Below are 17198 nucleotides of genomic sequence, written 5' to 3'. Positions count from 1 at the left end.
GTGCCCGACGTGATGGGATGGAGCCATGCGCTCCCCCCTCGAGATCGGCCCGCTCGACCTGGCCACCGCGGACGAGGTCCGCGCCCTGGCCGCGGCCGCCCAGGAGTCCGACGGCGTCGCCCCCCTCTCCGAGCAGCCCCTCCTGCGCCTGGGCGTCGACGACGAGGACCTCACGCACGTCGTCGCGTACGACGACGAGGGAACGGTCACCGGGTACGCCCAGGTCGACCGCGGCGGCGACGTCGCGAGCGCCGAGCTCGTGGTGCACCCGGCCGCGCGCCGCCGTCGGACCGGGCGCATGCTGCTGCGCACCGCGCAGCGCGACGCGACCCTGCCCGCGCGCTCGGGCGAGCCAGGCCAGCACGGTGGCGTCCTGCACGTGTGGGCGCACGGCGACCTCCCCGCCGCGCGGGCGTTCGCGGCCGACGCGGGGCTCGTCGTCGTGCGCGAGCTGTGGAAGATGGGGCTCGACCTGCGGTCCGGGACGTGGGAGCGCCCTGAGGTCCCCGCGGGCCTGAGCCTGCGCACGTTCCGCCCCGGTCCCGACGACGCAGCGTGGCTCCGCGTCAACGCGCGCGCCTTCGCGCACCACCCCGAGCAGGGCCGCCTCGACCAGGCCGACCTCGACGCCCGCGTCGCCGAGGACTGGTTCGACCCCGAGGGCTTCTTCCTCCTCGAGCGCGCGGACGGCTCGCTCGCCGGTTCGCTGTGGACCAAGGTGCCCACCGACCAGACCGGAGACGTGCGCGAGGGCGAGATCTACGTCGTCGGCGTCGACCCCGACGCCCAGGGCCAGGGGCTCGGGAAGGTGCTGACCGCCGTAGGGCTCGCGCACCTCGCCGCGCGCGGGCTCGACCGCGCCGTCCTCTACGTCGACGGCGACAACGCCGCCGCGACGAGGACCTACCTCGGGGCGGGGTTCGGCAAGGACACGGTCGACGTCCAGTACGGCCCGCCGGCAGTGAATCCCGTCACCCAAAGTTCACCGAGTGATGCCACCATGAAGTCATGACCGACTCCACCGTCCGTCCCGGCGTCCGCACCCCCGCGCGCCCGGACCAGCAGCCGGAAGCCGTCCGGGCGTCCAGCCCGCGAGCCGTCCTCGACCCCGAGCTCGCGGCGCACATCGCCGAGCACATCGCCGAGGAGGAACCGGTCACGGGCACGATCGACGTGGAGGTGCTCGACGCCGCGCCCCTACCGGCCGACCGCTTCGCCGACCGCGAGCTGAGTTGGCTCTCGTTCAACCAGCGCGTGCTCGAGCTCGCGGAGGACGAGTCGCAGCCGCTGCTGGAACGCGTGCGGTACCTCGCGATCTTCGCGTCGAACCTCGACGAGTTCTTCATGGTCCGCGTCGCAGGACTCAAGCGACGCATCGCGACGGGCCTCGCGGTCACGGCCGCGTCCGGGCTGACCCCGCGCCAGGTCCTCGACGCGATCAGCGAGCGCGCGCACGAGCTCATGTCCCGCCACGCCGCGGTGTTCTCCGACCAGGTGCAGCCCGCGCTCGCGACCGAGGGCATCTCGCTGCTGCGCTGGGAAGAGCTCGACACGCGCGAGCAGGAGCGCCTGCACAAGTTCTTCCGCAAGCAGATCTTCCCCGTCCTCACGCCGCTCGCGGTGGACCCCGCGCACCCCTTCCCGTACATCTCGGGGCTCTCGCTCAACCTCGCGGTCGTCGTGGTCAACCCGACGACGGGCAAGGAGCACTTCGCGCGCGTCAAGGTGCCGCCGCTGCTGCCGCGCTTCATCGCGGTCGACTCGCGCGGGCGCCCGTCCGCACCCAGCTCGCAGGCCGCCGACCCGGACAAGGGCCCCACGTCGTTCGTGCCGCTCGAGGACGTCATCTCGCAGCACCTCGACCACCTGTTCCCCGGCATGGAGGTGCGCGAGCACCACACGTTCCGCGTGACGCGCAACGAGGACGTCGAGGTCGAGGAGGACGACGCCGAGAACCTGCTCCAGGCCATGGAGAAGGAGCTGCTGCGCCGCCGGTTCGGCCCGCCCGTGCGCCTCGAGATCGCCGACGGGATCAGCCCTCGCATCCGTCAGCTCCTCGTGCGAGAGCTCGACGTCGCCGACGACGAGGTCTTCAAGCTCGCCGCGCCGCTCGACCTCACGGGGCTCAACCTCATCGCGGACCTCGACCGCGCGGACCTGCACTACCCGCGCTTCGTGCCGACGACGCACCGCTTCCTCGCGGAGGTCGAGAGCGCGAGCCCGACCGACGTGTTCGCCGCGATCCGCGACCGCGACATCCTGCTGCACCACCCGTACGACTCGTTCTCGACGTCGGTCCAGACGTTCCTGCAGCAGGCTGCTGCCGACCCGAACGTGCTCGCGATCAAGCAGACGCTGTACCGGACGTCGGGCGACTCGCCCATCGTCGACGCCCTGATCGACGCGGCCGAGGCCGGCAAGCAGGTCCTCGCGCTCGTCGAGATCAAGGCCCGCTTCGACGAGCAGGCCAACATCTCCTGGGCCCGCAAGCTCGAGCAGGCGGGCGTGCACGTCGTGTACGGGATCGTGGGGCTCAAGACCCACTGCAAGCTCTCGCTCGTGGTCCGCCAGGAGCCCGAGGGCCTCGTGCGCTACTGCCACGTCGGCACGGGCAACTACAACCCCAAGACCGCACGCCTGTACACGGACCTCGGGCTGCTCACTGCGGACCCCGAGGTCGGCCAGGACCTCACGCGGCTGTTCAACCAGCTCTCCGGCTACGCACCCCAGTCCCGGTTCCACCGGCTCCTCGTCGCGCCCCGCTCGGTGCGCTCGGGGCTCGTCGAGCGGATCGAGCGCGAAGCCGTCGCGGCTCGCGAGGGGCGCGACGCGTGGGTCAAGTTCAAGGTCAACTCGGTCGTCGACGAGACCATCATCGACGCCCTGTACCGGGCCTCGCAGGCCGGTGTGAAGGTCGACCTCGTGGTGCGCGGGATCTGCGCGATCCGCCCCGGGGTCCCCGGACTGAGCGAGAACATCCGGGTCCGGTCCATCCTGGGCCGGTTCCTGGAGCACTCGCGGATCTTCGCGTTCGCCAACTCGGGCGGGCCCGCGATCGCCGACGGCCCCGAGTCCGGGCCCGAGGTCTTCATCGGGTCGGCCGACCTGATGCACCGCAACCTCGACCGCCGCGTCGAGACCCTGGTGCGGCTCGTGGACCCCCAGCAGGTCTCGGACCTGATCGACCTCATCGACGTCTCGATGGACGACGGCACGGCCTCGTGGCACCTGCAGAGCGACGGGTCGTGGGAGCGGCACGCGGTCGGCCCCGACGGTCCGCTCATGGACATCCAGTCGACCCTGATCACCCGACAACGCCGGCGGCTGGGCATGGGTCGATGAGCTCGTCCTCGTTCGCCCCGCTCGTGGACACGCTCGGCCCCACGCACGTCCCCCACGCCCCCGTGATCGAGTCCGCGGGCGGGCTCGTGTGGCGGGTGCGCGACGGTGAGCTCCAGGTCAAGCTGGTGCACCGGCCGCGCTACGACGACTGGTCGTGGCCCAAGGGCAAGCTCGACCCGGGCGAGGCCTTCCAGACGGCCGCGGTGCGCGAGGTCGCGGAGGAGACGGGCAGGCCCGTCGTCCTCGGCGTACCGCTGCCGGGGCTCCAGTACCTCACGCCCGAGGGCCGTGTGAAGCGCGTGCACTACTGGGCCGCGCGGCAGGCCAAGCGGGTCCGCGACGCGGGCCCCCTCGCCGCGCGTGCGCCCGTGCCCCCGGTGTCCGTCGACGAGATCGACGACTCCATGTGGCTCGGCGTCGAGGACGCGGCCCGGCGCGTGACCCGCAAGGCGGACCGCGGGCCGCTCGCGGCGCTGGCCGAGGAGTTCGCCCAGGACCGGCTCGCGACCCGCGTGGTCGTGATCGCCCGCCACGGCAAGGCCGTGACCCGCGCGGCGTGGCACGGCGCCGAGGAGGACCGGCCCCTCACGCCCGCGGGGCACGCGCAGTCGGCCGCCCTGGTGCCCGTGCTCGCGGCGTACGGCGTCAATGCCGTGGTCACGAGCCGGTGGAACCGCTGCGAGCAGACCATCTCTCCGTACGCCGAGGCCGCGCGGCTGGACCGGATCTCGATCGACCACCTGTCCGAGGCCCAGCACGAGCGGTCGCCGTCGCGCGTCGCACGCACGGTGCGCGAGCTCCTCGAGTCCGAGCGGTCGACCGTGCTGTGCACCCACCGGCCCGTGCTGCCCACGGTGCTCGACGTCCTGGGCCAGCACTCGCGACGACCGGTCGCGAACGCGCTGCCGAGCAGGGACCCGTTCCTGGAGCCGGGCGAGATGCTGGTCGCGCACGTCGCGGACACGGCCAAGGGCCCGAGGGTGCTCGCGGCGGAGAAGGTCGCACCGCCGCTGCACTGACGCGGCGGGTGCCAGAGCGGGCCGACAACCGTCGTCACGCGCCGCGCAGGGCCTGCGTCGGCGAGAGCTTGGCCGCACGCGACGCCGGGTAGGCGCCGGCTGCTGCACCGACGAGCACCGCCAGGACGATCCCCACCACGCCCGCCCACAGGTCGACCTTCGGCGACATGCCGGTGGCGATCCCGTAGCCGAGCGTCACGAGCACACCGATCACCGATCCCGCCACACCGCCGACCAACCCGAGCAGCGCCGCCTCGACGACGAACTGGAGCCGCACCTGCCCGGACCGGGCGCCGACGGCGCGGCGCAGGCCGATCTCTCCGCGCCGCTCGAGCACGGCGATGACCATCGTGTTCACGATGCCGATCGCGCCGACCAGGAGTGCGATGGTCGCGAGTCCGAGCGCGAGCGCCCGATACGAGCCGTCGACAGCGGTCTGCGCCTTCTCCAGCCGGGACGGCGCCCCCACCTTCACGGCGAACGGTGCGGCGGGGTTCGCCGTGGCGGGGATCACGGGTCGGACCGTGGTCGCCTCACCGCTGCGCGTGCGGACGTAGATCGTGGTGATCGCCGCCTCGTCGACGTTGGCCAGGGCCCACCGGTCACCGATCAGGGCCTTCGTGTCGAGCTGGGGCGCGAGCTGCGAGGGCGAGAGGATCCCCAGCACCCCGTACCAGGCGTCGCCGATCCAGACCCGCTGCCCGATGCTGGACACCCCGAGCAGTCGGGCGGTCGAGGACCCGAGGACGACTGCCGGCAGCGCCGAGGTCGACTCGTCGAACCACCTGCCGTCGGCGAGAGTCAGGTCCATCGTGACCGCGAGCTCCGGCTCGACGGCCGCGACCGTGAGCCCGTTGCCCATGGTCCCGGGGACGAGGTCCGTACGGTACGCGTGCAGGCCTTTGAGGTCCCGGGTCGCTGCGGCGCCCTCGACGGGTCCGATCCGGCGGATCATCTCCGAGGCGGTGTCGGGGAGCGGGACGACCCCGTCCGGGCCGTCGCCGGGCGCGACCTCGAGCACGTTGGACCCGAGGGCCTCGAGCTGTGCCCGCGTGTGCGCCTGGTTGGTTCCGGCGATTCCCATGACCGCGACGAGAGTGGCGATCCCGATCCCGATCCCGAGGATCGACAGGAGGGCTCGCAGGGGACGCGACCTCGGGCCGAGCGTCGCTGTGCCGACCATGTCGGCGAAGGACAGGCGCGTCGTCATGCGAGCGTCCCCTGGCGGACGTCCTGCTCGATCCGCCCGTCGCGCACGCGGACGAGCCGGGGCAACGACGCGGCGATCGTCTCGTCGTGCGTGATGACGACGAGCGCCGTCCCGCTGAGGCCCCGCAAGAGCTCCATGACGGACGCGCCCGTCGCCTGGTCGAGGGCGCCGGTCGGCTCGTCGGCGAACACCACCTGTGGGTCGTGCGCGAGTGCTCGGGCCACGGCCACACGCTGCTGCTCACCGCCCGAGAGCTGCCCCGGTCGGTGGTCGGTGCGGGAGCCGAGCCCCACGCGATCGAGGGCGTGCCGTGCTCGTTCGTGACGTTCCTTGGGCGCGAACCCGGCGTACAGCAGACCGAGCTCGACGTTCCGGGTGGCGTTCACGTGTCCGATGAGGTGGAACTGCTGGAAGACGAACCCGAAGGCCCGCGACCGCAGGGCCGCCTTGTCGCCGTCTGTCATCGTCGCGGTCGATCGACCGCCCACGACGACGTCTCCCGTGGTCGGGCTCTCGAGGGTGCCCATGATGGACAGGAGCGTCGACTTCCCGGACCCCGACGGCCCGACGACCGCGACGTGCTCGGACGGGCCGATCTCGAGGTCGATCCCGTGGAGCACACGCAAGGTTCCGCCCCCTGTGGGGAACTCCTTGGTGACGTCACGGATCGCGATGGCCGGGGCGCCGTCCGTCGTCACGGGATCTGCACCCGGTCGCCCGCCTCGAGCGCGTCCGAGGAGACCTGGACCCGTGCCTCCGCGATGAGCCCGAGCTCCACGGCGACGAGCTCCACACGACCGCCCTTCGTCACGCGCTCGACGGCGTAGCCCCCTTCGGCGAGCGCGAGCAACGCGGTCACCGGGACGATGAGCGCGTCCTCCGCGACGTCGGTCGACACCTCGATCGTGACCGCGGACCCCGCGAGCGGGGCAGCTGCCGCCTGGTCGGCGATGTCCACCCGCAGGACCGTCTTGGCCCCTGCGCCGTCCCCGCCCGTACCTGCTGCGCCTCCACCGCCGTCGCCCTCCTCGCCGTCACCGGCGTCGGCGTCCGCCGAGGCACCGGGCGCCGAGCCTACGGCCGCGATGGTCCCCTCGAGCACGTCTCCGGAGGGGACACGGACCTGGACGACGCCGCCGATCGAGAGCGCGGCCTGCTGGGACGCCGTCACGGGCGCCTCGACGAACGTCGTCATGCCCGTCCACTGCGCGATGTCGGCGTTGGCCGCCCCTCCGAGGCGGCCCGCGACCTTCTCGACCCGGATGGAGGGAGAGCTCAGCACGGTCACCTGGCCGGGCCCCACGGACTGCGCACGAGCGACCGCGAGCGTGTTCTTCGCTGCCACGACCTGCTGCTCGGCGTCCTTGACGGCTTGCTTCTGCACGGTCAGGTCGGGCGGCGCGTCGAGTGCCTTGCGCGCCTTCTTCGCGGCATCGAGCTGCGCCTGCGGGAGCGTGGTGCTCGCGCCGCTCGCGGCTGCCTCGTCGAGCGCCGTCGCGGCGTCGGCCACAGCGGCGTCCGCCTGGGCGATGGTGAGCGCGTCGGGCCGGACGTCCGCGGCGAAGAGCGCCTTCTTCGCGGTCACCACCCCCTGGTTGGCGGCGACCAGTCCGGCCTGCGCGTCATCGACGGACTTCTTGCCCTCGCTCGTCTCCGAGGGTGGCGTCTTGCCGGCGGCACGGTAGAGGGCTGCGACGGCGTCCGAGGTCTTGGTGTCGTAGACGTCGGAGGAGGCATCGCCGACGTCGTGGCCGAGGGCCGCGAGCGAGGACTTGAGGATGAGCACGTCCGGGCCGGCGTCCCCGAGCTTGAGCGCCCGCCACAGGGGGGTCGTCCCGGTCAGGAGGAAGACCGGCCTCCCGTCCACCTCGTAGAGCACCTGCCCGGCCGCGATCTCCGCCCCGGCCGCGGGGAGGGCCGTGAGGACGCCCTCCCCGGAGCCGGACAGCTGCGTGACCGCCCCGCGGGTCAGGTTCCCCGTCAGCCGCATGCCCGCCGAGAGCGCACCGCGTTCGACGACGGCGGTGCGCACCTCGGTCGACGCCTTCTTCTCGTCCTCGTCCGCCCCGGCGAGCCACGTCCCGCCGAGCGTCGCCGCGCCGATCACGCCGAGCGTGCTGAAGGCGATGACGAGCTTGGCGATCCGCTTCACGGGGCCTCCGTGCCGCCGTCGGACGGCGCTCCCCCGCTCGGAGGTCCCCCACTCGTGACGTTCGCGTAGATCGGTCCCTCGATCGCCTTCATGTACGGTGCGATGTCCAGCCCGCCGCCCTCGACCTTCACGGCGGCCTGGTAGTCGAAGTGGGGCGTGGGGTCGCCCGCGTCGGCGATCGGCTTCGAGCACGCGCTGCCGAGCTGCTGCGCCTGCTCGACCGTGAGCCCCTCGGGGATGACCACCATGTCCACGACCGGGTCGGCGATCATCGCGAACCCGGCGTCGCGGGCACACTGGGCCCACGCCCGGCTCGCCGCGGCCACGTCGTCGTCGACGAGCGTGTCCTCGACGGGGAGGTCGACCGTGGTGGACGCGTCGAGCAGGTCCTTCGCGCCGGAGAACTCGGCACGGCACTTCTTGATGTCCGCGTCCCGGTCCTCCCCGTCGACTCCGATCGGCGAGGTGTCCGTGTCTCCGAGGATCTGGGCTCCCTCGATCACGAGGAACCCCTTGAACGAGCCCTCGGTCTCGGCGTGCACGCTCAACCCGACGTCCGTCAGGCAGTCCGCGTAGTCCGCCGTCTTCTCGTCGGCGTACCCCCCGCGCACGGCGCCGCCGCCCTCTTCCTCCAACGAGGCGACCCCGTCCGAGGTCGAGGAGCAGGCGCTCAGCAGCAGCACGAGCCCCAGGGTCCCGACGAGGCCCGACCGGGCCGCGGCACGACCGCGCGCGCCCGCCCTCACTTCTGCCCCTCGAGCACGTAGTGGTCAATCGCCAGCTGGATCTCGTTCATCGAGTCCTCCACCCCTTCGAGTACTTCTCCATGCTCGGTGACGAGGCGTTCCTGCGCCTCACCGACGGCCGAGAAGAACGCCTCGTCATAACCTGACTGCTGCCTGCACCCCACGTCGATCCTCGCCGCCTCGACCTCGTCGACGGGCGCCGGCCGCATGTGGGAGTCACCGGTTCCCGCCCAGCCCTCACGGGCGTCCACGGTCTTCAGCACCGAGACCCGAAAGTCGAGGGGCGTGCCGCCCGCGTCGCCGACCGGCGGATCCGCCTTCACGACGCACTCACGCCACCGCTCGACGCTCGTCGTGATGCGGATGCGCTGGTCCTCCAGGGCCATGTCCTGACTCTTGGCGTTGAGCTGCAGCAGCACGTTGGCGGGGGACGCGATATCCGGCACGGGCCCGCGGGACTCCTCCGTGCACGCCTGCTGTGCTTTCGCGTATCTCTCTTCCTCACCGGGTGGAATACTCCCGGAAAGATCAGCCGGCGGCTCGATCAAACGCGGGTCCCTCGGCGCCCGATAGCCGAATTCTTCGATAACGTCCCGCTCGAGGTTCGGATACCCCAGAGCGCTGAACGCGTGCACCGCGGGCTGATTCACGTCCCATGTCCCCACCGTGTATTCCAGCCCGGACTCCGCCATGCATTCAGCCATGAATGCGTCGACCGCAGCACCGTAGAGCGCGAGGTCGACGAAACGACTCTCGAGCGGGAGGGCGAAGGGTGAGTCGAACCGGCCGGACGCGGCCTCGCCGCCTGCCGCCGCTCCGGAGCACCCGGAGAGCAGCAGGACGGCGAGGGCGCACCCGGCCGTGAGTCGCACAGACCTCACGGAACCGTCGCGTCTCAGATAAACCGTGCCGACGTGATCGAGTCCTGGAGCCACGAGCCGGCCAGGTCCGACGACACGTAGCCACGGTTCAGGACCCAGGTCCTACCGGTGTAGTTGAGGTCCTGGGACCAGGCGGCGTTGGACGTACGTCCACTGTTCTTGAGCGAGCTGGCCATGTCGTCGAACCCGAAGTTCCGCATGTCGGGGATCCCGTACTGGAACGACACCTTCTTGCCGACGTTGCCCGGGTTGTAGTTCGCGTGCTCCCATGCACACGCATACCCGGCGGCACAGTCGGACGAGGCCGAGGCGGGCGCGGCGGCGATGACGCCACCCCCTCCGATGGCGGCAGCGACTGCTGCTGCGGCCATGAGCTTGCTGATCTTGCGCATACGATATCCCCCAAATGTATCGAGTGAACAAAAGATCTCCGAGAGCGATCCGGCACGTCAACTGTGCCGGCGGGCGTCCGGAGAAGTCCCAATAATGACCGACCGGTAGTGAAGTTTCGGAGCCATTCGTTGGCGACCTCGGGAAGCCTATTGGGCCCCTTCAGAGCGTGTCAAGGACACATTCTGCTTCACTTCGTCACGGAAAAGCTCGCACCTGCCACGAGCATGGTCCGGAGCAAGAAGAGATGCCGTCCGACCACCTGGGACACGGCGACGAGCGGAAGAGGGCGTCGCACGGCGCGGCCGCGGGCCCCACGGCGCGGCGACCGGGCAACACGACGGGGATTCGGGCGGCACGACGGGGCATTCGGGCGGCACGGCGCGCACCGAGCGACACCGCTGCTCACGATGCTCTCCCCGAGGGAGACACGCCCCGGGCGTGCCCTCGGCTCGCGATACGGGAAGGGTGCACGCCGACGTGAGCGACGCGCTGCCGGGCCGGCCCTGCGCCCGGCGTCCGGCGTCGTCGTTCAGGGGCGGCCGCTCTGGACCAGGTCGCCGAGCGTCGCGCTCCCGGTCGCGCGGACCGCGACGCACCGCCCGGCGACCTGGTCGGTTCAGAGCAGGATCGGCGACAGGATCCAGTACATGATCGCGGCCACGAGCGCGGCGGCGGGGATCGTCAGGACCCACGCGATGCCGATGTTCTTGGCGACGCCCCACCGCACGGCCGACAGGCGCTTGGTCGCGCCGACGCCCATGATCGCGGACGTGATGGTGTGCGTCGTGGAGACCGGGGCGTGCAGCGCGAACGCGTTGACGTAGAGCACGATCGCGGAGACGGACTCGGCGACGAACCCGCGCGCCGGGTCCAGCTCGATGATCTTGCGGCCGAGGGTCCGCATGATGCGCCAGCCGCCCGAGTAGGTCCCGGCGGAGATCGCGGCGGCCGCGGCGAGCTTGACCCACAGCGGGATGCCCTCGTCGGGGCTTGCCCAGCCGACCGTCAGGAGCGCCATGAAGATGACGCCCATGGTCTTCTGCGCGTCCTGCAGGCCGTGGCCCAGGGCCATGGCCGCGGCGGACACGGTCTGCGCGAGGCGGAAGCGGCGCGTGGTCTTGGAGGGGGCCGCGCGGCGGAACGCCCACAGCAGGCCGACCATGACGATGAACGCGAGGCCGAAGCCCACGAGCGGGGAGAAGATCATCGGCAGGACGACCTTGTCGACGATCGAGGCGCCGTAGATCGCGAGCCCGCCCGCGAGCCCGGCGCCCACGAGGCCGCCGATGAGCGCGTGCGTCGAGGACGACGGGAGCCCGAACCACCACGTGATGAGGTTCCACACGATCGCGCCGACCAGGGCGCACAGCACCACGACGAGCGCCGTGTGCGGTGGCACGTCCTCGAGGTCGACGATCGAGGTCGCGATGGTCTCGGCGACCTCGGTCCCCAGGAGTGCGCCGGCGAAGTTCATGACTGCCGCCATGATGAGCGCGGCGCGCGGCGTGAGGGCCCTCGTCGAGACGGATGTGGCGATCGCGTTGGCCGCGTCGTGGAATCCGTTCGTGTAGTCGAAGCTCAGCGCGAGCGCGACGACGAGGACGACCAGAGCGAATTCCACGGGGCTCAGGACTCCTTGAGCGCGATGGTCTCGACCATGTTCGCGACCTTCTCGAACGCGTCGGCGGCCTGCTCGAGGATCTCGATGACCTCCTTGAGCTTGATCAGGAGGATCGGGTCGGAGACGTTGTCGAAGAGCTCGGCGAGGAGCTTGCGGTGGATCTTGTCGGCCTGGTTCTCGAGGCGGTTGACCTCGACCCAGTACTCGGCGAGGTCGTTGAGCGAGCGCAGGCGCGGCATCGCCTCGGCGGTCAGCTCGGCCGCGCGCTGCAGGACCTGGACCTGCTCGCCGACGCGGGCGGGCAGCTCCTCGATCTTGTACAGGACGATGAGGTCCGCGGCCTCTTCCATGTAGTCCATGCAGTCGTCGAGCGCGGAGGCCAGCCCGTAGATGTCGTCGCGGTCGAACGGCGTGACGAAGGTCTGGTTGAGGCGTCGCATGATGGTGTGCGTCGCGTCGTCGGCCAGGTGCTCGGTCTCCGCGAGCTTCTTGGCGAGCTCCTTGCGGGTCGGGCGGTCTGCGCCGAGCAGCTCGGCCAGGAGGTTCGCCCCGGTGACCAGGTGCTGAGCGGAGTCGGCGAGGAGGTCGAAGAACGAGGTATCGCGCGGGGTGAGGCGCAAGCGCACGGGAGGCTCCGAAAGGGCTGGACGCTGGTGGGTTTTCACAGGCAGATGACGACCGCACGAAGCGATCGTCACCCGGATGTCACAGGTGTTCTGTTGGAAGGTGACGCTGTGGTGAGTTGCGCCGAGAGGGCGCGTTAACGCATCTCTAACGCTCGTCAAATGTAACCGAACTGTCGCCTGAACGTTCAATCGCTCGCGGCGACCGGCGGGAGCCGCCGAGGGCCTCGAAAGGGCAGGCCGGACGGTGCTCACGTCGTGGTGGGAGCGACGCCGGGCCGGGAGCGCCTGTCGGCGCGAAGGCCGCTCGAAGCGGCTGATGTTGGAGCCCGGGGCTACCGCGACCCGACGTCGTGAACCATCGTACGCCCGCGTCCCGGAGGCTTCGAACCCGCAGGTCACAGGGCCCGTCGAGCCGTGGAGCGGGCCCCGGGGTCCCGACGCTCGGGGAACGCGGAGCAGCCCGACGGCGCCGCGTCAGTCGAGCTTGTCGGCCCGCCACAGCGCGGCGGAGTGCTCGAGCTCCTCGGCCGTGCGCAGCAGCGACGAGGCGCCGCGCGTCATGCGCAGCGCGGAGTCGGGGTCGCCGGCCTCGCGCGCGTCGGCGTCGAACGCGGCGCCCGTGGCGAGGATGCGGCAGAACGCGGCGGCTCGTTCGAGGGCCACGGCGAGGTCGCCGGCGAAGACGCCCGAGAGCACGGCGTCGGCGAGCTCTCGCACGTCCTCGGGTCCGGGCGGGCTGACGACGCCGGCGACGACCTCCTGGACGGGGGCCGCGTCGACGCCGAGACGGTAGCGCAGCGCCACGGTCTGCGGGTCACGGCGCACCCACTCGCGCAGGACGTACAGGCGCCAGAGCGCGCCGGGGAGGGTCGCGGGGGCCGAGTCGGCCCAGAGGCCGGACACGACGTCGAGGCCTTCGGTCTCGACGAGGCGGATGAGGCGGTCGACGACCTGGGGGTCCTCGGCGGCGCGCGCGCCGTGCACGATCGCGGCGGCGGTCGTGTGGGCGATCTGGTCCCGCAGCGCGGGGTCGAGGTCGCCGGGGAGCTCGTCGGCCTCGCGCGGGTCGAGCATCGCGGGGCGGCGCGGACGGTGACTGGGTGTCGGTTGTTCGCTCACCTCTCGATCGTACGCAGGGTGCCCGACGGCGGAGCGCGGGGCGGGTGCACAGGTGACTGGTCGTCGCCGGGCCGCGGTCGACGGCCGACGGCCGACGGCCGACCCGACCCTCGCTCCGGTACAAGCGTCCCGACAACATGCTCGCTGCAACTATTGCCTTCAGCAACCATCTGGGTTTATGGTTGCTTGCAGCAACTAAGGAGTTCTCTCGCGTGCCCCTCTCCCCCATCCCCTCCCTCGACGCCCCCGCCACCCTGACGGCCGACCCCTCGACGCCACTGAGCACCCCCCACAGCCACGTCCTCGACCTGCCCGTCAAGGAGCTCACGGTCGCCCTCGAGGAGCTCAACCGCGCCCAGCGCGAGGTCTCGGCCCGCCTCGCGCGCGAGCTGGACTTCCCCCGGGCATCGCTCGGTGCGCTGCGCCTCCTGCAGCGCTGCGGCCCCCTCCAGGTCACCGAGCTCGCGCACCACCTCAAGGTCGACCTGTCGGTCGCGAGCCGACAGGTGACGCACCTCGTCGACGCAGGACTGGTCGAGCGGACGGCGTGCGACGACGACCGACGTGCCCGCAGCGTGACGCTCACGCCCGAGGGCAGGGAGAAGGTCGACGAGACCTTCCGCCTCCTCATGAGCCGCACGGCCGAGACGTTCGCCGGCTGGACCGCCGAGGACCTGCGCGCCTCGATCGACCAGCTCGGACGCCTCACCGAGGCGCTCTCGCGCGCCTGACGACCCGCCCCCTCGCGCCTCGCGCCCCAGAACTACCGCCCAGGGCGACCCGCCCACCCGTCCCGGCCTCCGCCGTCGGGCACCGCTATGACGTCTCGACGACAAAGCACGACCTATGAATGTGAGTCCCGTATGAGCGCAACCACCACCATGACCCGCAGAGAGGTGCTGGAATCACTGTCCGGCATCCTCCTCGGGATGTTCGTCTCGATCCTCGCGACCTCCGTGGTCTCGAGCTCGCTGCCCAAGATCATCAACGACCTGAACGGGTCGCAGTCGTCGTTCACCTGGGTCGTCACCGCGACCCTGCTGACGACCACCATCTCGACCCCCATCTGGGGCAAGCTCGCCGACCTGACGAACCGCAAGGTCCTCATCCAGCTCGCGCTGGTCGTCTCGGTCGTCGCGTCGGCCCTCGCGGGCCTGTCGCAGAACGTCGGCACCCTCATCGCGTTCCGCGCCCTCCAGGGCATCGGTGCCGGTGGGCTCATGGCGCTCGCCATGGTCCTCATCTCCGACATCATCTCCCCGCGCGAGCGCGGCAAGTACATGGGCCTCATGGGCGCGATCATGGCCGTGAGCCAGATCGGCGGCCCCCTCCTCGGCGGTGTCCTGACCGACACCGTGAGCTGGCGCCTCAACTTCTTCGTGGGCCTGCCGTTCGCGATCGCCGCGATCGTCGTGCTGCAGCGCACGCTGCACCTGCCGCCCATCCCCCGCCGCGTCGTGAAGATCGACTACTGGGGTGCGCTGCTCATCAGCGTCGGCGTCTCGACCCTGCTGCTGTGGGTCACGTTCGCGGGCAACAACTTCGAGTGGGTCTCGTGGCAGAGCGCCGTCATGGTGATCGGGTCGCTGCTCGCCCTGGTCGCGGCCGTCCTCGTCGAGAAGAGCGCGGTCGAGCCCATCATCCCGCTGCACCTGTTCAAGAACCGCACGTTCGTCCTCGCGGTCCTCGCGAGCGTCGCGGTCGGCGTCGCGATGTTCGGCACCGCGGTCTTCCTCAGCCAGTACATGCAGGTCGCGCGCGGCAAGACGGCGACCGAGTCGGGTCTGCTGACCATCCCGATGATCGTCGGGACGTTCATCGCCTCGACCCTGATCGGGCAGCTCATCACGCGCACCGGCCGCTACAAGGCCTTCATGGTCACGGGTGGCGTGCTGCTCGTCGGGTCGCTGTTCGCGCTGTCGACGATCGACTACCACACGAGCTTCGTGCTCATCAGCGTCTACCTGTTCTTCCTGGGCGCGAGCATGGGCATGCTCATGCAGAACCTCGTGCTCGCGGTCCAGAACACCCTGGACGTCTCGGAGATGGGCGCCGGCACCTCGACCGTCGCGTTCTTCCGCACGCTCGGCGGAGCGATCGGCGTCTCCGTCCTGGGTGCGGTCCTCGCGAGCAAGGTCACGAGCTCCATCCAGGAGGGCCTGGCCAAGATGGGCGTGCCGAGCGACGGGACGGGCGGCACCGTGCCGGACGTCTCGACGCTCCCCGCCCCGATGCGCGACCTCGTCGAGCGCTCGTACGGCGAGGGCATCGCGGAGATCTTCCTCGTGGCCGTGCCCCTCGCGGTCATCGGCCTGATCTGCGTGCTGTTCCTCAAGGAGGTCCCGCTCGGCACCAAGTCCGGTCTCGACGAGCGCCTCGAGCGCGAGCTCGCGGCCGGCCTGCCCGACCTGACCGACGAGATCGAGCAGGAGCACGAGGGCGACTTCGCGGCCGCCGAGGGCTCGGTCCTCACGGGGGCCGGGGACAGCCCCGCTCGTGGGGGCAGCACCTCGCGCTGACCTCCTTCTCGCAGGACCTCACCCGGGGCCGTCGTGGATGCGTGTTCCACGGCGGCCCCGCCGCACGCCATGATGGGGCGTGTGATCCCGCCCTCGCCGACCGACCAGCCGGAGCCGACTGTGTCCTCAACGCCCACCACGCCCCCCGCCGACGAGTCGCCGCTCTACGCGCTCGAACGCGAGCTCCGCGTCCTGACGCGCCGAGCGGGCTCGTCCGCGAACGCGATGGCCAAGCGCATCCACCCCGACCTCGACGCGAGCGCGTACCCGCTGCTCGCCCACATCTGGGCTAACCCGGGCGTGCGCGGGTCGGACCTCGCGCAGCAGTTCGGGGTGGGGCGCGCGACGATCTCGCGGCAGCTCGCCCGGCTCGAGTCGGTCGGGATGGTGGACCGCGAGGTCGACCCCGAGGACTCCCGCGGCCAGATCATCACGCTCACCGAGGCCGGGGAGACGCTGCTGCGGACCACGCACGAGCGTCGCGTCGACTCGATCTCCCAGGCCCTGAGCGACTGGTCGCCCGACGACGTCGCGGCCCTCGCCGCCCTGCTCCACCGGTACTCGGAGGACGTCGTGCGCTGGCAGGCGTCGCGCTGACATGACGTCGGGTGACGCGCCGACGGGGCGGCCGGGCGTCGCGCCCCCGGCGTGGTCTGCCCGACGGCGCAGCCGCCTCCGCGTCCTGGCCCTCCTCGCGGCCGTGGTCGCGCTGGGCCTCGTGGTGACGACGCAGGTCCCCGACCCCGTCGGTGACGTGGTCGGGGACCTGCTGTACGCCGTCGCGGTCTACGTGGCGCTCGTGCTCGTGGCCCCTCGGCTGCGGCCGTGGGTGGCCGGGACCGTGGCGCTCGCGTGGTGCTGGCTCGTCGAGGTCCTGCAGGCGACGCCTGTCGTGGCGGCCGTGCTGGACGTCGTGCCCGCGGCCGCGTGGGTGCTCGGGAGCACCTTCAACGCGCGCGACCTGGTGCTCTACCTCGTGGGCGTGCTGCTCGCGGTCGGCCTCGACACCCTCGCAGGTGTCAGGACGTCGGAGGTGTCAGAACGAGCGTGACCTCGAGGTCACGCTCGTTCTGACAGGTGCTGCAGTGCCGCGGGCTCAGGCGCCGGCGTCCTCGAACGTCAGGCTGAGGCTGTTCATGCAGAACCGGTCGCCCGTCGGGGTCTGCGGCGCGTCGTCGAACACGTGACCCAGGTGCGAGCCGCAGTTGGCGCACCGCACCTCGGTACGGACCATGCCGTGGCTCCGGTCCTGGATCAGCTCGACCGCGTCCGACTCCTTGGGCGCGTAGAAGCTCGGCCACCCGCAGTGCGAGTCGAACTTGGTGTCCGACCGGAACAGCTCGTGCCCGCAGGCCCGGCACCGGTAGACGCCCTCGCGCTTCTCGTCGAGGAGCTCGCCGGTCCAGGGGCGCTCGGTACCGGCCTGCCGGAGCACCGCGTACTCGTCAGGAGCCAGCTCCTCTCGCCACTGGGCGTCGGGCTTGGCCACCGGATACACCTTCTGCGAGAACAGGCTTCCGGTCGTGTCGTGGGTCTCGTTGGTCATGCTCCACCTCCGACAGCGACAACC

Annotated in this window: 17 protein-coding genes; 7 read left to right on the top strand and 10 right to left on the bottom strand. The window is 71.3% G+C overall.

What is annotated here, in order from left to right:
• Positions 1-25 precede the first annotated feature (25 nt).
• From mshD to H9640_RS17925, 3 genes are read left to right on the top strand one after another with little or no spacing between them, the layout of a single operon-like run.
• The gene (gene mshD, locus H9640_RS17935; protein WP_191792133.1) at positions 26-1012 is read left to right on the top strand and encodes a mycothiol synthase; all 987 of its coding nucleotides are present in this window, start codon (positions 26-28) and stop codon (positions 1010-1012) included.
• Positions 1009-3342 carry an RNA degradosome polyphosphate kinase gene (locus H9640_RS17930; protein ID WP_225227437.1) on the top strand — a complete coding sequence of 778 codons (2334 nt, stop codon included), beginning with the start codon at positions 1009-1011 and terminating at the stop codon, positions 3340-3342. Before mshD ends, H9640_RS17930 begins: the two co-directional genes overlap by 4 nt.
• Complete coding sequence (locus H9640_RS17925; protein ID WP_191792132.1) at positions 3339-4361, top strand: NUDIX hydrolase; 1023 nt, start codon at positions 3339-3341, stop codon at positions 4359-4361. The genes H9640_RS17930 and H9640_RS17925 overlap by 4 nt, the downstream gene beginning before the upstream one ends.
• A gap of 34 nt (positions 4362-4395) precedes the next feature.
• On the opposite strand, the gene H9640_RS17920 is transcribed toward H9640_RS17925, so the two are convergent.
• The 9 genes from H9640_RS17920 to H9640_RS17880 form a co-directional block, all read right to left on the bottom strand.
• Positions 4396-5571, bottom strand: coding sequence for an ABC transporter permease (locus H9640_RS17920; protein ID WP_191792131.1), 1176 nt, complete (start codon positions 5569-5571; stop codon positions 4396-4398).
• On the bottom strand, positions 5568-6269 hold the full coding sequence (locus tag H9640_RS17915) for an ABC transporter ATP-binding protein (RefSeq protein WP_191792130.1): 702 nt from the start codon (positions 6267-6269) through the stop codon (positions 5568-5570). Before H9640_RS17915 ends, H9640_RS17920 begins: the two co-directional genes overlap by 4 nt.
• Complete coding sequence (locus H9640_RS17910) at positions 6266-7723, bottom strand: efflux RND transporter periplasmic adaptor subunit (protein WP_191792129.1); 1458 nt, start codon at positions 7721-7723, stop codon at positions 6266-6268. The genes H9640_RS17915 and H9640_RS17910 overlap by 4 nt, the downstream gene beginning before the upstream one ends.
• Positions 7720-8469 carry a hypothetical protein gene (locus H9640_RS17905; RefSeq protein ID WP_191792128.1) on the bottom strand — a complete coding sequence of 250 codons (750 nt, stop codon included), beginning with the start codon at positions 8467-8469 and terminating at the stop codon, positions 7720-7722. Before H9640_RS17905 ends, H9640_RS17910 begins: the two co-directional genes overlap by 4 nt.
• Positions 8466-9341 (bottom strand): hypothetical protein, encoded by an 876-nt coding sequence (locus tag H9640_RS17900; RefSeq protein WP_191792127.1) that lies wholly within the window; start codon positions 9339-9341, stop codon positions 8466-8468. Before H9640_RS17900 ends, H9640_RS17905 begins: the two co-directional genes overlap by 4 nt.
• 23 nt (positions 9342-9364) lie before the next feature.
• A complete protein-coding gene (locus H9640_RS17895) occupies positions 9365-9742 on the bottom strand; it encodes a peptidase inhibitor family I36 protein (protein ID WP_191792126.1) in 378 nt (125 codons plus the stop codon).
• A gap of 617 nt (positions 9743-10359) precedes the next feature.
• On the bottom strand, positions 10360-11364 hold the full coding sequence (locus H9640_RS17890; RefSeq protein ID WP_138826192.1) for an inorganic phosphate transporter: 1005 nt from the start codon (positions 11362-11364) through the stop codon (positions 10360-10362).
• Between the two features lie 5 nt (positions 11365-11369).
• Positions 11370-11990 (bottom strand): DUF47 domain-containing protein, encoded by a 621-nt coding sequence (locus H9640_RS17885; protein ID WP_030151734.1) that lies wholly within the window; start codon positions 11988-11990, stop codon positions 11370-11372.
• Positions 11991-12464: 474 nt separating this feature from the next.
• On the bottom strand, positions 12465-13064 hold the full coding sequence (locus H9640_RS17880) for a hypothetical protein (RefSeq protein WP_191792170.1): 600 nt from the start codon (positions 13062-13064) through the stop codon (positions 12465-12467).
• Between the two features lie 257 nt (positions 13065-13321).
• On the opposite strand from H9640_RS17880, the gene H9640_RS17875 reads away from it, so the two are divergent.
• The 4 genes from H9640_RS17875 to H9640_RS17860 all read left to right on the top strand — a co-directional run bounded on the left by H9640_RS17875 (position 13322) and on the right by H9640_RS17860 (position 16679).
• Complete coding sequence (locus H9640_RS17875; RefSeq protein ID WP_191792125.1) at positions 13322-13840, top strand: MarR family winged helix-turn-helix transcriptional regulator; 519 nt, start codon at positions 13322-13324, stop codon at positions 13838-13840.
• Between the two features lie 132 nt (positions 13841-13972).
• The gene (locus H9640_RS17870; RefSeq protein ID WP_225227435.1) at positions 13973-15628 is read left to right on the top strand and encodes an MDR family MFS transporter; all 1656 of its coding nucleotides are present in this window, start codon (positions 13973-13975) and stop codon (positions 15626-15628) included.
• Between the two features lie 120 nt (positions 15629-15748).
• Complete coding sequence (locus H9640_RS17865; protein ID WP_318243832.1) at positions 15749-16225, top strand: MarR family winged helix-turn-helix transcriptional regulator; 477 nt, start codon at positions 15749-15751, stop codon at positions 16223-16225.
• Position 16226: 1 nt separating this feature from the next.
• Complete coding sequence (locus tag H9640_RS17860; RefSeq protein ID WP_191792124.1) at positions 16227-16679, top strand: DUF2809 domain-containing protein; 453 nt, start codon at positions 16227-16229, stop codon at positions 16677-16679.
• A 45-nt stretch (positions 16680-16724) separates the two neighbouring features.
• Here the strand turns inward: H9640_RS17860 and msrB are convergent, their stop codons facing one another.
• Entirely contained in the window at positions 16725-17174 is a 450-nt protein-coding gene (gene msrB / locus H9640_RS17855) for a peptide-methionine (R)-S-oxide reductase MsrB (RefSeq protein WP_051703022.1), read from the bottom strand.
• Positions 17175-17198: the final 24 nt, after the last annotated feature.

This window comes from Oerskovia gallyi (assembly GCF_014836745.1).
GTDB classification, from domain to species: domain Bacteria; phylum Actinomycetota; class Actinomycetes; order Actinomycetales; family Cellulomonadaceae; genus Oerskovia; species Oerskovia paurometabola.
This window is presented reverse-complemented; position numbering and strand designations above follow the sequence as displayed.

Excerpts from the sequence above, each read along its gene's own strand:
- msrB (WP_051703022.1), bottom strand. The coding sequence starts at position 17,174 with ATGACCAACGAGACCCACGACACGACCGGAAGCCTGTTCTCGCAGAAG.
- H9640_RS17930 (WP_225227437.1), top strand. The coding sequence starts at position 1,009 with ATGACCGACTCCACCGTCCGTCCCGGCGTCCGCACCCCCGCGCGCCCG.
- H9640_RS17920 (WP_191792131.1), bottom strand. The coding sequence starts at position 5,571 with ATGACGACGCGCCTGTCCTTCGCCGACATGGTCGGCACAGCGACGCTC.
- H9640_RS17925 (WP_191792132.1), top strand. The coding sequence starts at position 3,339 with ATGAGCTCGTCCTCGTTCGCCCCGCTCGTGGACACGCTCGGCCCCACG.
- mshD (WP_191792133.1), top strand. The coding sequence starts at position 26 with ATGCGCTCCCCCCTCGAGATCGGCCCGCTCGACCTGGCCACCGCGGAC.
- H9640_RS17895 (WP_191792126.1), bottom strand. The coding sequence starts at position 9,742 with ATGCGCAAGATCAGCAAGCTCATGGCCGCAGCAGCAGTCGCTGCCGCC.
- H9640_RS17870 (WP_225227435.1), top strand. The coding sequence starts at position 13,973 with ATGAGCGCAACCACCACCATGACCCGCAGAGAGGTGCTGGAATCACTG.
- H9640_RS17880 (WP_191792170.1), bottom strand. The coding sequence starts at position 13,064 with ATGCTCGACCCGCGCGAGGCCGACGAGCTCCCCGGCGACCTCGACCCC.
- H9640_RS17860 (WP_191792124.1), top strand. The coding sequence starts at position 16,227 with ATGACGTCGGGTGACGCGCCGACGGGGCGGCCGGGCGTCGCGCCCCCG.